Origin of the sequence: Ramlibacter tataouinensis (genome assembly GCF_001580455.1) — a bacterium.
Taxonomy (GTDB): domain Bacteria; phylum Pseudomonadota; class Gammaproteobacteria; order Burkholderiales; family Burkholderiaceae_C; genus Ramlibacter; species Ramlibacter tataouinensis_B.
On record NZ_CP010951.1, the window covers coordinates 672,545 to 687,546 of the forward strand.

Sequence of the window (15,002 nt, forward strand, 5' to 3'; positions counted from 1 at the left end):
GTCGCGGCGATGCGGCTGGCGCTGGGCATCAGTTACCACGGACAGGCCTATGAGGGCTGGCAAAGCCAGCCCTCGGGCCGCACCGTGCAGGACCGGCTCGAGCACGCGCTCTCCCAGTTCGCCGCGCAACCCGTCTCCACCGTCTGCGCGGGCCGCACCGACGCGGGTGTGCACGGGCTGATGCAGGTGGCCCATCTCGACACGCCGCTGCGCCGCGAGGAGTTCTCCTGGGTGCGCGGCACCAACCGCTACCTGCCCGCCGACATCGCGGTGCAATGGGCGCGGTACGTCCCCGACGAATTCCACTCGCGTGCCTGCGCAGTCGCGCGCCGCTACGCCTATGTGGTGCTCGAGTCGCCGGTGCGCCCCAGCCTCGACGCCGGCCGGGTCGGCTGGGTGTTCCGGCCGCTGGACGGCGACGCCATGCGGCAGGCGGCGGCGCTGCTGGTCGGCCAGCACGACTTCACGTCCTTCCGCGCCTCCGAATGCCAGGCGCGAAGCCCGGTCAAGACCATGACGCGCATCGAGATCACGCGCCGCGGCGCCTACTGGCGCTTCGACTTCGAAGCGGACGCCTTCCTGCACCACATGATCCGCAACATCATGGGCTGCCTGCTGGCCGTCGGCCAGGGCCAGCAGCCGCCGGGATGGATGCAGGGCGTGCTGGCCGCGAAGAGCCGGGACGCGGCCGCCCCCACCTTCGCGCCCGACGGCCTCTATTTCGTCGGGCCGGTGTACGACCCGAAGTGGCAATTGCCGAGTCGCACCGCTGCGTATGATTGGCTGCCATGACGGCAGCGCGCACACGCATCAAGATCTGCGGCCTCACCCGTGAACAGGACCTGGACGCGGCGGTGGCCGCCGGCGCCGATGCGGTCGGCTTCGTGCTGTGGGAAAAGAGTCCGCGCCACGTTCCCATCGCGCGCGCCGCGGAGCTTGCCTCGCGACTGCCGCCCTTCGTCACCCCGGTGTTGCTGTTCGTCAACGAGTCGCCGCAGCAGGTCCTGGCTTGCTGCGAGCGCGTGCCCGGGGCGCTGGTGCAGTTCCATGGCGACGAGACGCCCGCCCAGTGCCAGGAAGCGACCGGCGACGGCCGACACGCCTTCCTGCGGGCCGCCCGCATCCCGCTCGATGGCTCGCCCTTCGACTTGGTAAGATTCGCCTCGGAGCACGCACGGGCCCAGGCCATCCTTCTGGATGCGCATGTGGAGGGCTACGGCGGCGCCGGGAAAGCATTCGATTGGTCACGTCTTCCAGCAAACGTCAACGCTCACCTCGTCTTGTCTGGTGGGTTGACACCTGCAAACGTGGCCGATGGCATCGTGCAAGTGCGGCCGCGTTGCAGAACGCTGGCCGTTGATGTGAGCTCCGGGGTCGAGGCCGCCAAAGGCATCAAGGACCCGGAAAAGATCAATCGGTTCGTCGCGGCCGTGCGTGCCGCCGACGCGCTTCTTGCAAAGTCCACCCATGTCCAGCTATCAGCAACCTGACCGCGCGGGCCACTTCGGTGCCTACGGCGGCAGTTTCGTCAGCGAGACGCTGACCCATGCCATCGCGCAGCTGCGCGATGCCTATGAACGCTTCCGCCAGGATCCGGAGTTCCTGGCCGAATTCAACGACGAGCTCGCCCATTTCGTGGGCCGGCCCTCGCCGGTCTACCACGCGGCCCGCATGAGCCGCGAACAGGGCGGCGCCCAGATCTATCTCAAGCGCGAAGACCTCAACCACACCGGCGCCCACAAGATCAACAACGTGATCGGCCAGGCGCTGCTGGCGCGCCGCATGGGCAAGCCACGCGTGATCGCCGAGACCGGCGCCGGCCAGCACGGCGTGGCCACCGCCACCATCTGCGCCCGCTACGGCCTCGAATGCGTGGTCTACATGGGCAGCGAGGACGTCAAGCGCCAGAGCCCGAACGTCTACCGCATGAACCTGCTGGGCGCCAGCGTGGTGCCGGTGGAGTCGGGCAGCAAGACGCTCAAGGACGCGCTCAACGAGGCGATGCGCGACTGGGTCACCAATGTCGAGAACACCTTCTACATCATCGGCACCGTGGCCGGGCCCCATCCCTACCCGATGATGGTCCGCGACTTCCAGTGCGTGATCGGCAACGAATGCCTGACCCAGATGCCCGAGATGACCGGCCGCCAGCCCGACGTCGTGGTGGCCTGCGTCGGCGGCGGCAGCAACGCCATGGGCATCTTCCACCCCTACATCCCGTTCGAGAACACGCGCCTGGTCGGTGTGGAAGCGGCCGGCGAAGGCCTGGACAGCGGCAAGCATGCGGCCTCGCTGCAGCGCGGCAGCGCCGGCGTGCTGCATGGCAACCGCACCTACATCCTGCAGGACGAGAACGGCCAGATCACCGAGACCCACAGCGTCAGCGCCGGCCTGGACTATCCGGGCGTCGGCCCCGAGCACGCCTGGCTCAAGGACACCGGCCGCGCCGAATACGTGGGCATCACCGACCGCGAGGCGCTGGAGGCCTTCCACTACCTGTGCCGCACCGAAGGCATCATCCCGGCGCTGGAATCCAGCCATGCCGTCGCCTACGCGATGAAGCTCGCGCGCACCATGAAGCCGGAGCAGAGCATCCTGGTGAACCTGTCCGGCCGCGGCGACAAGGACATCGGCACCGTGGCCGACCTGGCGGGCGTGGACTTCTACGACCGGCCATCGATGCGCGGGCTCAAGGTCAAGGGCGGAGATCAAGCATGAGCCGTATCGCCGCCTCCTTTTCGCGCCTGCGCGACGCCAGGCGCAAGGCCCTGATTCCCTACATCACCGCCGGATTCCCGCATGCGGACATCACCCCCGAGCTGATGCACGGGATGGTGCGGGCCGGCGCCGACGTGATCGAGCTGGGCGTGCCCTTCTCCGACCCCATGGCCGACGGCCCCGTGATCCAGCGCGCCGGCGAGAAGGCGCTGGCGCTGGGCATCGGCATGCGCCAGGTGCTGGACATGGTGCGCGAGTTCCGCCGCACCGACGACGCCACGCCCGTGGTGCTGATGGGCTATGCCAACCCGGTCGAGCGCTACGAGCAGGTGCACGGCGCCGATGCCTTCGTCCGCGACGCGGCCGAGGCCGGGGTCGACGGCGTGCTGGTGGTCGACTACCCGCCGGAGGAGTGCGGCGAGTTCGCAGCCAAGCTCAAGGCGCATGGCATGGACCTGATCTTCCTGCTGGCGCCGACCAGCACCGATGAGCGCATGCAGGAGGTCGCGCAGGTCGCCAGCGGTTATGTTTACTACGTCTCGCTCAAGGGCGTGACCGGCGCCGGCCACCTGGACATCGATGCGGTCGAGCAGATGCTGCCGCGGATCCGCCGCCATGTGAAGGTTCCGGTCGGGGTGGGCTTCGGCATCCGCGACGCGGCCACGGCCCGCGCCATCGGCCGGGTGGCCGATGCGGTGGTCATCGGCACGAAGATCATTCAGCTCGTCGAAGAGCTGCCACGCGACCAGGTCATCCCAGCCGTGGCCGGCTTCCTGTCGGAAGTCCGGTCGGCGCTGGACGCATAATCCCCCTTCCGCTCCTTCAGGACCACTCATGAGCTGGCTCGAAAAACTGCTCCCGCCAAAAATCCAGCAGACAGACCCCGCCGACCGCCGGCAGGTGCCCGAAGGCCTGTGGATCAAGTGCCCCAGCTGCGAGAGCGTGCTGTACAAGAACGACCTAGAGCAGAACCAGAACGTCTGCCCCACCTGCGCCCACCACCACCGCATCGGCGCCCGCGCCCGCCTGAATGCCTTCCTCGACGCGGAGGGCCGGTACGAAATCGGCCAGGAAGTGCTGCCGGTGGATGCGCTCAAGTTCAAGGACAGCCGCCGTTACCCCGAGCGTCTGAAGGAAGCGTTGGAAAACACCGGCGAGACCGACTCGCTGATCGTCATGGGCGGCGCGGTACACAGCATCAGCCTGGTGGCCGCCGCCTTCGAGTTCGACTTCATGGGCGGCAGCATGGGCAGCGTGGTGGGTGAGCGCTTCGCCCGCGGCGTCGAAACGGCCATCGAGCAGAAGGTGCCCTTTATCTGCTTCACCGCCACCGGCGGCGCCCGCATGCAGGAAGGCCTGCTGTCCCTGATGCAGATGGCCAAGACCAATGCCGCCCTGACGCGGCTGGCCAAGAAGGGCCTGCCCTACATCAGCGTGCTCACCGACCCCACCACCGGCGGCGTCAGCGCCGGCTTTGCCTTCATGGGCGACATCGTGATCGCCGAGCCCAAGGCCCTGATCGGCTTCGCCGGGCCGCGCGTGATCGAATCCACCGTGCGGGTGAAGCTGCCGGAGGGCTTCCAGCGCTCCGAGTTCCTGCAGGAAAAGGGCGCCGTCGACTTCATCTGCGACCGGCGCGATTTGCGCAAGACGGTGGCTAATGCGCTGGCGATGCTGCAACGCCAGCCGGCCGACGCGGTGAGCTAATCGAGGTTGGCGGCGAGGTGCGCAAGCGTACGAACGGTACGCAGAGCAGCGCAGCCGAAGGACCGGCCCGCGCAGTAGTTTTGCGACTACCTGCTAGCGCAGCGCCGCGGCTTGCAGGTAGGCCAGGATGATGGCCGCGACCTGCAGCACCACCAGGAACACCAGCGGCGACAGGTCGATGCCGCCGATCAGCGGCACCATCTTGCGCCACGGCCGCAGCAGTGGCGCGCACAACCGGTCGATCACGTCGACGAGCGGCGAGTCGGCCTGCACCCAGGACATGATCGCGTAGACGATCACCAAGCCCGTCAGGCCCGAAATGACCAGGCGCGCCAGGCCGAACAGGGCCAGCAGCGGCAGCACCTCGAGCCCGCCCACGCCGCCGGTCGCCAGCCACAGCAGCCCGAACTGAGCCAGCTCGATGAGATACGCGGCCACCAGGCTGGCCGTGTCCACGCGGCGCACGGCGGGCAGGACCTTGCGCAGCGGCAGGACGATCCAGTCGGACAGCGCGAACACGAAGCGCCCCACCGGGTTGCCGAACGGAATGCGCTGGTATTGCATGTAGAGGCGCAACAGGCACGCCCCGCCCAGCAGCCCCGCGGCAACGTCGAGCAAGAACGAAAGGATTTGGTAGGCCATCGGGCGCGCGCTCTTCAGTGGGTCGTGGGATGATAGCGGGGGAAATGACCTCCACCCTCACCTTGCAGTCGCTGCCGCTGTTCCCCCTGGGCACGGTGCTGTTCCCCGGCGGCCTGCTGCCCTTGCGGATCTTCGAGGTCCGCTACCTGGACATGATCGGCAAGTGCCACAAGGCCGGCGCCCCGTTCGGCGTGGTCGCGCTGACGCAGGGCGCGGAGGTGCGGCAGCCCGGCGTGCAGGAGAGCTTCTCCACCGTCGGCACGCTGGCGACCATCAGCGAGTTCGAGGCGCCCCGCGCCGGCCTGATGATGATCCGCGCCACCGGCGCGCAGCGTTTCCGCATCCGCAACAGCGACCAGCTCAAGCATGGGCTCTGGGTCGCCGATGTCGAGCGGCTTCCGCCCGACCTTCCGGTGACCGTGCCGGACGACCTGAAGCTGGCGGCCACCGCGCTGGAACAGCTGATTCATTCGCTGGAAGCCAAGGCCGGCGAAGGCGGCCAGTTGCCGATGCAGCGGCCCTGGCAGCTCGACGACTGCGGCTGGGTGGCCAACCGCTGGTGCGAACTGCTGCCACTGCCGCTGGCGCTGAAGCAGCGCCTGATGGAGCTGGACAACCCTCTGGTGCGGCTGGAGCTGGTGAGCGACGTGCTGGCCCGCACCGGGATCGCCGGGTAAGGCCTCGCCGGCTCAGGGCTTGCCGTTGCCCGGCCCGTACTCGGGCACCTGGGCGCGCAGCCACTCGCGAACCTGCTCGCCCGGCGGCTCCGGCCCCACGTCCTCGATCCAGCGCAGCACCGCTTCCTCGTCACGGGGCTCCGCCGCGGTCTTGGCCACGCGCAGCTTCGGATGCGGGGTGGGCTCGGTGGTTTCGTCGTCGGCCAGCAGCTCCTCGTAGAGCTTCTCGCCCGGACGCAGCCCGGTGAAGGTGATGGGGATGTCCTGCTCGGTCTTGCCTGAAAGCCGGATCAGCATGCGCGCCAGCTCCAGGATCTTCATCGGCTCGCCCATGTCCATCACGAAGATCTGCCCGGAACGGCCCATCAGCCCGGCCTGCAGCACCAGTTGCGCGGCCTCGGGGATGGTCATGAAATAGCGCACGATCTCCGGGTGGGTCACGGTCACCGGCCCGCCGCGGGCGATCTGGGTGGTGAACCTGGGCACCACCGAGCCGCTGGAACCCAGCACATTGCCGAAGCGCACCGACACGTAGCGCGTGTCCGGGTAGCGCGCGGCGAGCGCCTGGACCATCATCTCGGCCAGCCGCTTGCTTGCGCCCATCACGTTAGTGGGGTTCACGGCCTTGTCGGTGGAGATCAGCACGAAGCGCCGGGTGCCGCACTCGCCGGCCAGGCGCGCTGCGTGCAGCGTGCCTGCCACGTTGGTGCGCAGCGCCTCGATCTCGTTGTGCTCCTCCATCAGGGGTACGTGCTTGTAGGCTGCGGCATGCAGGACCACGGCGGGGCGGTGGCGCTGCATGATGGCGCGCAGCCGGTCCACCTCGCGCACGTTCGCTGTGTAGTAGACGCCGTGCATGCGGGGATGCGCGGCCTGCAGCTCCTGCTCGAGCTGGTAGACCGCGTACTCCGACACGTCCACGCAGACCAGCTTGCCGACACCGAAGCGCGAGACCTGGCGGCACAGCTCCGACCCGATCGAGCCGCCCGCGCCGGTCACGAGCACCGTCTGCCCGGAGAACAGTTCTGCCAGGCCGGCGACGTCCAGCTGCACCGGGTCGCGCCCCAGCAGGTCATCGATCTCCACCTTGCGCGGCTCGGCCGGGTCGTGCTGCAGCCACTCATCGGCCCGCCGCATCGTCAGCAGCGTCACGCCGGAGCCGCTGGCCTTCAGCAGCGCTTCGCGCCGCTGCGGCGAGCCCGGGGGCGAGGCCACCAGGGCGGTGCTGGCGCCCGCCAGCTGGCCGGCCTGGGCGATCATTTCGATGGTGCCGAGCACCGGCACGTTCTGCAGCCAGCGGCCGCGGTCCTCTGGCTGGGGCGTGAGGATGCCGACCGGCTCCCAGTGGTGCGAACCCTTGAGCGCGCGCAGCGCGGCAGCCGCGTCTGACAGCGCCCCGATGATGAGAAGGGGCCGCATCTGGGCGACGGCCGGGAAACCGCGCTCGGTCTGCATGCGCCAGGCCACCCGCACACCGCCGAGGAACAGGACGGCCAGCAGCGGATGCAACACCAGCACCGTGCGGGGAAAGGCCTCGTAGCGCTGCATCAGCACCAGGGCAGCCGTGGTCGCTCCGCCGATCGCCACGCACACGCCGAGTTGGCGCAGTTCCGACAGGCTCACATAGCGCCAGACCTGCCGGTAGACGTTGCCGAAAATCAGGATGCCGAGGTTGGCGGCTAGCATCCAGGGCAGCGACACCCATGCCACCGGGATGAACTCCGCCGGCATGTCCAGGTTGAACCGAAGCCAGAACGCGATCCACCAGGCGATGAACAGCAGCGCCGCGTCCACGACGACGTGGAGGGGGCGAATCAGGTGCGGGGACAGGGCGGGCGATGGCATGGAGGTATCCTATTGTCCCTCAGTCAATTCCCCCGCCGCCCGGGCCGGCGTGTTTTCGCCCGTTTGCTTCTTACATGTTCAACGACAAGTCCATCCTTATCACCGGCGGCACGGGTTCTTTCGGCCATCGCTATGTGCAGACCCTGCTGGCGGGCTACAAGCCCGCCCGCCTGGTGGTGTTCTCCCGGGACGAGCTGAAACAATATGAGATGCAGCAGCGCTTCGACGCCGGCTGCATGCGCTATTTCCTCGGCGACGTGCGCGACCCGGATCGCCTGATGCAGGCCATGCGCGGCGTCGACATCGTGATCCACGCCGCTGCCCTGAAACAGGTGCCCGCCGCGGAATACAACCCGATGGAGTGCATCAAGACCAACGTGCACGGCGCCGAGAACGTGATCCGGGCGGCCATCGAGAACAACGTGCAGAAGGTGATCGCCCTGTCGACCGACAAGGCGGCCAACCCGATCAACCTCTACGGCGCCACCAAGCTCGCTTCGGACAAGCTGTTCGTGGCGGCCAACAACATGGTGGGCTCGGCCGGCACGCGCTTTGCCGTGGTGCGCTACGGCAATGTCGTGGGCTCGCGCGGCTCGGTGGTGCCGCTGTTCGAGCGCCTGATCCGCGAAGGCGCGAAGAGCCTGCCGATCACGGACCCGCGCATGACCCGCTTCTGGATCAGCCTGCAGCAGGGCGTGGATTTCGTGCTGGAGAATTTTTCCCGCATGCGCGGCGGCGAGATCTTCGTGCCCAAGATCCCATCCATCCGCATGCCGGACCTGGCCCAGGCCATGGCACCCGAGCTGCCGACGCACACCATCGGCATCCGTCCCGGCGAGAAGCTGCACGAGATCATGTGCCCGGCCGACGATTCGCACCTGACGCTGGAATTCCCCAAGCACTACGTGATCCGCCCGACCATCCGCTTCTACAACGTGGACATGGACTACACGAAGGACGGTCTGGGTGAAGAGGGCAAGCCGGTGCCCGAAGGCTTCGAATACAACTCGGGCAACAACCAGCGCTTCCTGTCGCCCGCCGAGATCCGCGAATTCAACCAGCGCGCGATGGCCGCATGATCCCGTACGGCCGCCAGCAGATCTCCGACGAGGACGTTGCCGCCGTCATCGAGGTCCTGCGCTCGGATTTCCTGACGCAGGGCCCGCGGGTGCCCGCCTTCGAGGCGGCCGTGGCCGGGTACGTGGGCGCGCCGTATGCGGTGGCAGTGAACAGCGCCACCTCGGCGCTTCACATCGCCTGCATCGCGCTGGGCGTGGGACCGGGCGACCTGGTGTGGACCTGCCCCAACAGCTTCCTGGCGTCGGCCAACTGCGCGCTCTACTGCGGCGCGGACGTCGACTTCGTGGACATGGATCCGCACGACATGAACATGTCCGTCGAGGCGCTGCGCGAAAAGCTGGGGCACGCCAGGCAAGCCGGGCGCCTGCCCAAGGTGGTGATCCCGGTGGACTTCGCGGGCCGCCCGGCCCGCCTGGAGCCCATGCGCCAGCTGGCCGACGAATACGGCTTCGCCATCGTGGAGGACGCCTCGCACGCGGTGGGTTCGACCTACCGCGGGCACCGGGTCGGCGGCCATCCCTGGGCCGACATCACGGTGTTCAGCTTCCACCCGGTCAAGATCATCACTACCGCCGAGGGCGGCCTCGCGCTCACCCGCGACGCCGAGCTGGCGCGCCGCATGCAGCTCGCCCGCTCGCACGGCATGACGCGCGAAGCGCCGGAGATGGACCATCCGCCCGATGGGCCCTGGTACTACCAGCAAGTGCTTCTGGGCTTCAACTACCGCCTGACCGACCTGCAGGCGGCGCTCGGCATCAAGCAGCTCGAACGCATCGAGGAATTCATCGCCCGCCGCCAGCAGGTGCGCGCGCGCTACGACCGCGAGCTCGCCGCCCTGCCGCTGGTGCTGCCGCCGGCCGACGAGGACGGCCGCTCGGCGCTGCACCTGTACCCGGTGCAGCTGCCCAAGGGGCAGGAGGCGCGCCGCACCGCGGTGTTCGAGGGCCTGCGGCGCCGCGGCATCGGCGTCAACGTCCACTACATCCCGATCCACACGCAGCCCTACTACCGGGCGCTGGGCTTTTCGCGCGGCGATTTCCCGGCTGCGGAAAGCTACTACGAGCGCGCCTTCAGCCTGCCCATGCACGCCGGACTCACCGACGACGAGGTGACCCAGGTGATCGAGGCCCTGCGCGCCGAGCTCGCCTGATGCAACAGCTCGTGCTCGGCACGGCCCAGTTCGGGCTGGACTACGGCGTCACCAATGCGCGCGGGCGCGTGCCCGAAACCGAAACGGCGCAGCTGCTGGACCAAGCCTGGGCGGGCGGCGTCCGGCTGCTGGACACCGCGCGCGCCTACGGTGATTCCGAGCAGGTGCTCGGCTCGCTGCTGCCGGCCACGGGCCGCGCCTGGCGCGTGATCACCAAGACCCTGCCCCTGCGCAGCGGGCAGGTGGACCGGGCCGGCGTGGCGGCAGTCGATGCGGCCTTCGCCGAATCCCTGCAGCGCCTGGGCCAGTCTCAGGTCGACGCCCTGCTGGTGCACCAGGCGCAGGACCTGCTGGTTCCCGGCGGTGACGCGCTCTACGCGTGGATGAGAGAGCAAAAGCAACGCGGTCTCGCCCGCCGCATCGGCGCCTCGGTGTACGACGGGCAGGAGATCGCCGCGCTGCTCGACCGGTTCGAGCTCGATGTCGTCCAGCTGCCTTCGAACATCGCCGACCAGCGCCTGCTGCAGGACGGCAGCGCCCAACGCCTGCACGCGGCCGGCGTGGAAATCCACGTGCGTTCGCTGTTCCTGCAGGGCGTGCTGCTCGCGCCCGCCGCCTTTGCCGCCGACCGCTTTGGTGCACAGGCCGCCTGGCTGGTGGATTTCCACCGGGAGTGCGTCCAGCGCGGTGTCACGCCGCAGCAGGCCTGCCTCGGGTACTTCCGCCATCACGCGCAGTTCTCGGCCGCCGTGGTGGGCGTGTCCCATCCGGGCGAGCTCGGCGAACTGCTCGCCGCCTGGGACGGCGCGCCGTCCATGGACTGGTCCGGATGGGCGGTGGACAATACCGCCTTTACCGATCCCCGACTCTGGAAGCCGCGTTCTTGAATTCCCCGGCCCGACCGACCGTCGCCATCGTCCAGGCTCGCATGAGCTCGACCCGTCTGCCCGGCAAGGTGCTGCTGCGAAGCTGCGGCAAGCCGTTGCTGCAACACCTGATCGAGCGCGCCCGGCGGTGCCCGCAGATCGACCAGCTGGTCGTGGCCACCAGCACCGATGCCAGCGACGATCCGCTGCAGTCGCTGTGCGACGGACTGGGCGTGCCCTGCCATCGCGGCAGCCTCGACGACGTGCTGGACCGCTTCATGGGCGCCGCGCGCCCCTTGGCCCCCGGCTGGGTGGTGCGGCTCACGGGCGACTGCCCGCTGATCGACCCCGACGTCATCGGCCGTGTGGTCTCGGCTGCGCGCGAGCCGGGCGTGGACTATGCGTCCAATGCGCTGGTGCCCACCTTCCCCGACGGGCTCGATGTGGAATGCATGCGCGCCGAGGTGCTGGAACAGGCCTGGCGCGAGGCCCGCAAGCCCAGCGAGCGCGAGCACGTGACCCCCTTCATCCACACCCAGCCCGAGCGTTTTGCATTGCGGCAGGTGCGCCAGGAGGCCGACCTGTCGGCGCTGCGCTGGACGGTGGACGAGCCGAGCGACTTCGTCTTCGTCTCGCAGGTGTTCGAGCACCTGTACCCTGTGCAACCCGACTTCCGCATGAACGACGTGCTGGAGTTGCTGCGGCGCGAGCCGCGACTGGCCCGCATCAACACCGGCCTGGCGCGAAACGAAGGCTACGCGCGTTCGCTGGCGGCCGAGGCGGGGGCGGCGGCATGAGCACGACTTCACAGCGCGACATCTTCCTGGGCGGCGAAGGCGACGCCTACTTCCAGCGCAACGCCGGCGGGTATGCCGCTTCGAATGCCGGCCGGGTCAGCTTGCCCCTGTCGGTGATCGAGCGCTATCTCCAGCCCGGTGCGCGCGTGCTGGAAATCGGCTGCGCCAATGGCCTCAACCTGGAGTCGCTGCGGCAGCGCGCGGGCGTGCAAGGCAGCGGCGTCGATCCTTCCGCCACGGCCATCCAGGCCGGCCAGCGTGACTTCCCGGCGCTCGAACTGGCCGTGGGCACCGCCGACGCGCTTCCCTTCGCCGATGCCTCGTTCGACCTGGTCTGGTTCGGCTTCTGCCTCTACGTCACCGACCGCGCCCTGCTGCCGCGCGTGGTGGCGGAAGCCGACCGTGTGCTCAAGAGCGGCGGCTACCTCGCCATCGTCGATTTCGATCCCGGCCTGCCGGTGCGGCGGCGCTACAGCCATGCCGCGGGCGTGAGCAGCTACAAGACCGACCACGCCCGCATGTTCCTCGGTTTCCCCCAGTACGTGCTGGTGGAGAAACGCTCCTTTTCCCATCACGCCGACAGCTTCGACACCGACGCGGGCGAACGTCTCGCGATCCAGGTCCTTTACAAGGACATCAACGCCGGCTATGCGGCGATAGACGAAAGATGAACCGATACAGTCAATCGGAGGCGCTGCTGGCGCGTGCCGAAAAAGTCATTCCGCTGGGCGCGCAGACCTTCAGCAAGAGCCGCACGCAGTTTCCCCACGGCGTCTCGCCCTATTTCGCCGAACGGGCCCTGGGCAGCCGCGTGTGGGACGCCGACGGCAACGAATACCTCGACCTGATCAACGCACTGTGCTCGGTGACCCTGGGCCACTGCGATCCGGATGTCACGGCCGCCGTCGAGCGGCAGTTGCAGCGCGGAACCATCTTCTCGCTCAGCAGTGAACTGGAGATCCAGGTCGCCGAGAAGCTGGTCGAGCTGGTGCCCTGCGCCGAGAAAGTGCGCTTCGGCAAGAACGGCTCGGACGCGACCTCGGGTGCGATCCGCATCGCGCGCGCCTATACGCGGCGCGAGCGCGTGGCCGTGTGCGGCTATCACGGCTGGCAGGACTGGTACATCGGCTCCACCGCCCGTCACCTCGGGGTGCCCGAGGCCGTGCGGGCCCTGACCCACACCTGGATGTACAACGAGCCCGCTTCGCTGGAGAAACTGTTCACCGAGCATCCCGGCGAGTTCGCGGCGGTCATCCTCGAGCCCATGAACGTGGCCTGGCCGAAGCCCGGCTTCCTGCAGGAAGTGCAGGCCCTGTGCCGTCGCCATGGCGCCGTGCTGGTGTTCGACGAAACGATCACCGGCTTTCGCTACGCCAAGGGCGGCGCGCAGGAATTGTTCGGCGTCACGCCCGATCTCGCCACCTTCGGCAAGGGCCTGGCCAACGGCTACCCGGTGTCGGCCGTGGCGGGCCGGGCCGAGGTGATGAAACTGATGGAGGAGGTGTTCTTCTCCTTCACATTCGGCGGCGAGACGCTGTCGCTGGCGGCCGCGCTCGCCACCCTGGACAAGCTGGAGCGCGAACCGGTCATCGCCACGATGGCCGCGCGCGGCGAGCGCCTGCTGAAGGACACGCAGGCGCTGATCGACCGCCACGGGCTGGCCGACGTGTTCTCGCTGGCCGGCCATCCGACCTGGTCGTTCCTGCAATTCCAGGACGCGCGCGGCCACAGCATGTGGGAGATCAAGACCCTGTTCATGCAGGAGATGCTCAAGCGCGGCGTGCTCAGCTACGGCACGCACAACATGAGCTATGCGCACAGCGAGGCCGACCTGGACCGCTTGAAGGCGGTGTACGACGAGGTGTTCGGCGTCATCACGCGCGGCCTCGGATCGAGTATCCGCCCCATGCTCGAGTGCGAAGTGCTGGAGCCTCTGTTCCGGGTGCGCTGATGGCAGGGCACTAGCATGCGCATTGCCCTGCGGACGGACGCTTCCCGCCGCATCGGCACCGGCCACCTGCGCCGCTGCATCTCGCTGGCGCAGGCCCTGCAGCAAGAAGGCGCGCAGTTGCTGTTCGTCGGCAGGCCGCACGACGAGGTCAGCCAGCTCATCGCCGACACCGGGCTGCCGCACGCATGGCTGCCGGCGCCGGCCGGATGCACGCCCGACGCGAACGATCCGCCGCACGCCGCCTGGGCCGCGTGCTCGTGGTCGCAGGACGCCGGCGAAACCATTGGCGCGCTGCGCGACTTTCGGCCCGACTGGGTGCTGGTGGACCACTACGCCTTCGATGCGCGCTGGCATGCGCGGGTCGCGCAGGACCTCGCTTGCCGTGTCGCCGTCATCGACGACCTGGCTGACCGGCCCATCGCCGCCGCCTTGCTGGTCGACCAGAACCTGGCCGACCACGCGCTCAAGTACGCGGGCCGGATCGCCGCCGGCACGCGCCTGCTCGGCGGCCCGCGCTATGCGCTGCTGGCGCCGCCGTACCGCGACGCCAAGCGCTACCGATTTCGCCGCCAGGCGGCCAGCATCGGCATCTTCATGGGCGGGGCCGACCCGCTCGACTTCAGCTCGCGCGCCCTGCTCGCCTGCCGCGAGCAAGCGGGCTTCCAGGGCGAGATCGAGCTGGTGTCCTCGTCGCGCAATCCGCACCTGGACCGCCACCTCGAACTGGCGCGCCGATGGCCGGGCACGCGGGTGCTGTGCGATGCGCCCGAGCTGTCCGGATTCTTCGCCCGGCACGACCTGCAGATCGGCTCGGGCGGTGTGGCCGCCTGGGAGCGCTGCTGCCTGGGCGCGCCCACGCTGGCGATCCAGATCGCGGAGAACCAGCGCGCGGTGCTGCCGCAGCTGGCGGCGCTGGGCGCCATCGAGTGGCTGGCCGCCGGGGACCCGGACGAACGCGCGCTGGGCGCGGCCGTGCAGGCGCTGGTGCAGTCGCCGCGCCGCCGGCTGGCGCTGGTGCGCGGCACCCGCGAGCTGGTGGACGGCCTGGGCAGCGCCCGCGTGGCCGCCGCGCTGGCCCTGTCCGCCGGCGCACCGCTGGCCTGGCGCAATGCCGAAGCCGGCGACGAGACCCTGCTGCTGCACTGGGCCAATGACCCCGAGGCGCGCCGCCATGCCCTCAACCCCGGCGCGATCGCGCCGCGCGGGCACCACCTGTGGTTCAGCGCGCGGCTGGCGCGGCCCGCCGACTGCCGCATCCTGATCGCGCGCTCGCCGGCCGGTACGCCGGTCGGGCAGGTCCGCTTCGAGCGCGAGGGCTCGAGCTGGACGGTGAGCTATTCGCTCGATGCGGCGTTCCGGGGCCTGCGGCTGGCGCGCCCCCTGCTCGAAGGCGCCATCGCGGCGCTGCGCGCCGCCGTCCCCTCACCCGCGCTGGTGGCCTGGGTGAAGCCCGATAATGCAGCCTCATTGCAGATTTTTCGCGGGATGGGCTTCCAGGAAGCCCTTGCCTCGCACCAAGGTGTGGACTGCCATCGGTTCGAACTTCACTTGGTGAACTGAGCGAACAAA

The 15,002-nt window shown here is 69.0% G+C and carries 15 protein-coding genes; 13 read left to right on the plus strand and 2 right to left on the minus strand.

The features are described from left to right. Positions 1-9 precede the first annotated feature (9 nt). The 5 genes from truA to accD are packed head-to-tail and all read left to right on the plus strand — an operon-like array spanning position 10 to position 4,425. Complete coding sequence (truA, locus tag UC35_RS03270; protein ID WP_061496141.1) at positions 10-792, plus strand: tRNA pseudouridine(38-40) synthase TruA; 783 nt, start codon at positions 10-12, stop codon at positions 790-792. Next, on the plus strand, positions 789-1,490 hold the full coding sequence (locus UC35_RS03275) for a phosphoribosylanthranilate isomerase (protein ID WP_061496143.1): 702 nt from the start codon (positions 789-791) through the stop codon (positions 1,488-1,490). The genes truA and UC35_RS03275 overlap by 4 nt, the downstream gene beginning before the upstream one ends. Beyond that, complete coding sequence (trpB, locus tag UC35_RS03280) at positions 1,468-2,718, plus strand: tryptophan synthase subunit beta (RefSeq protein WP_061496145.1); 1,251 nt, start codon at positions 1,468-1,470, stop codon at positions 2,716-2,718. The genes UC35_RS03275 and trpB overlap by 23 nt, the downstream gene beginning before the upstream one ends. Beyond that, a complete protein-coding gene (trpA, locus tag UC35_RS03285; RefSeq protein ID WP_061496147.1) occupies positions 2,715-3,524 on the plus strand; it encodes a tryptophan synthase subunit alpha in 810 nt (269 codons plus the stop codon). Before trpB ends, trpA begins: the two co-directional genes overlap by 4 nt. 28 nt (positions 3,525-3,552) lie before the next feature. After that, positions 3,553-4,425, plus strand: coding sequence for an acetyl-CoA carboxylase, carboxyltransferase subunit beta (gene accD, locus UC35_RS03290; protein WP_061496149.1), 873 nt, complete (start codon positions 3,553-3,555; stop codon positions 4,423-4,425). Between the two features lie 93 nt (positions 4,426-4,518). On the opposite strand, the gene UC35_RS03295 is transcribed toward accD, so the two are convergent. Beyond that, positions 4,519-5,067, minus strand: coding sequence for a YggT family protein (locus UC35_RS03295; RefSeq protein ID WP_061496151.1), 549 nt, complete (start codon positions 5,065-5,067; stop codon positions 4,519-4,521). 44 nt (positions 5,068-5,111) lie between these two features. Between UC35_RS03295 and UC35_RS03300 the strand changes: the two genes are divergently transcribed. Then, entirely contained in the window at positions 5,112-5,744 is a 633-nt protein-coding gene (locus tag UC35_RS03300) for an LON peptidase substrate-binding domain-containing protein (RefSeq protein WP_061496152.1), read from the plus strand. A gap of 12 nt (positions 5,745-5,756) precedes the next feature. Here the strand turns inward: UC35_RS03300 and UC35_RS03305 are convergent, their stop codons facing one another. Continuing rightward, on the minus strand, positions 5,757-7,589 hold the full coding sequence (locus UC35_RS03305) for a polysaccharide biosynthesis protein (RefSeq protein WP_061496154.1): 1,833 nt from the start codon (positions 7,587-7,589) through the stop codon (positions 5,757-5,759). Between the two features lie 74 nt (positions 7,590-7,663). Here UC35_RS03305 and pseB point away from each other — a divergent pair, with 74 nt between their 5' ends. The 7 genes from pseB to pseG are packed head-to-tail and all read left to right on the plus strand — an operon-like array spanning position 7,664 to position 14,993. Then, positions 7,664-8,668 carry a UDP-N-acetylglucosamine 4,6-dehydratase (inverting) gene (gene pseB / locus UC35_RS03310; RefSeq protein ID WP_061496156.1) on the plus strand — a complete coding sequence of 335 codons (1,005 nt, stop codon included), beginning with the start codon at positions 7,664-7,666 and terminating at the stop codon, positions 8,666-8,668. Next, positions 8,665-9,819, plus strand: a complete 1,155-nt coding sequence (gene pseC / locus UC35_RS03315) for a UDP-4-amino-4,6-dideoxy-N-acetyl-beta-L-altrosamine transaminase (protein ID WP_061496158.1) — start codon at positions 8,665-8,667, stop codon at positions 9,817-9,819. Before pseB ends, pseC begins: the two co-directional genes overlap by 4 nt. Beyond that, complete coding sequence (locus UC35_RS03320) at positions 9,819-10,706, plus strand: aldo/keto reductase (RefSeq protein WP_061496160.1); 888 nt, start codon at positions 9,819-9,821, stop codon at positions 10,704-10,706. The genes pseC and UC35_RS03320 overlap by 1 nt, the downstream gene beginning before the upstream one ends. Continuing rightward, positions 10,703-11,482: a cytidylyltransferase domain-containing protein gene (locus UC35_RS03325; protein ID WP_227820441.1), complete on the plus strand. Its 780-nt coding sequence runs from the start codon at positions 10,703-10,705 to the stop codon at positions 11,480-11,482. Before UC35_RS03320 ends, UC35_RS03325 begins: the two co-directional genes overlap by 4 nt. Further along, the gene (locus tag UC35_RS03330) at positions 11,479-12,153 is read left to right on the plus strand and encodes a class I SAM-dependent methyltransferase (RefSeq protein ID WP_061496165.1); all 675 of its coding nucleotides are present in this window, start codon (positions 11,479-11,481) and stop codon (positions 12,151-12,153) included. The genes UC35_RS03325 and UC35_RS03330 overlap by 4 nt, the downstream gene beginning before the upstream one ends. Further along, entirely contained in the window at positions 12,150-13,433 is a 1,284-nt protein-coding gene (locus UC35_RS03335; RefSeq protein WP_061496167.1) for an aminotransferase class III-fold pyridoxal phosphate-dependent enzyme, read from the plus strand. The genes UC35_RS03330 and UC35_RS03335 overlap by 4 nt, the downstream gene beginning before the upstream one ends. 15 nt (positions 13,434-13,448) lie before the next feature. Beyond that, positions 13,449-14,993 (plus strand): UDP-2,4-diacetamido-2,4,6-trideoxy-beta-L-altropyranose hydrolase, encoded by a 1,545-nt coding sequence (gene pseG / locus UC35_RS03340; protein ID WP_061496170.1) that lies wholly within the window; start codon positions 13,449-13,451, stop codon positions 14,991-14,993. Positions 14,994-15,002 lie beyond the last annotated feature (9 nt).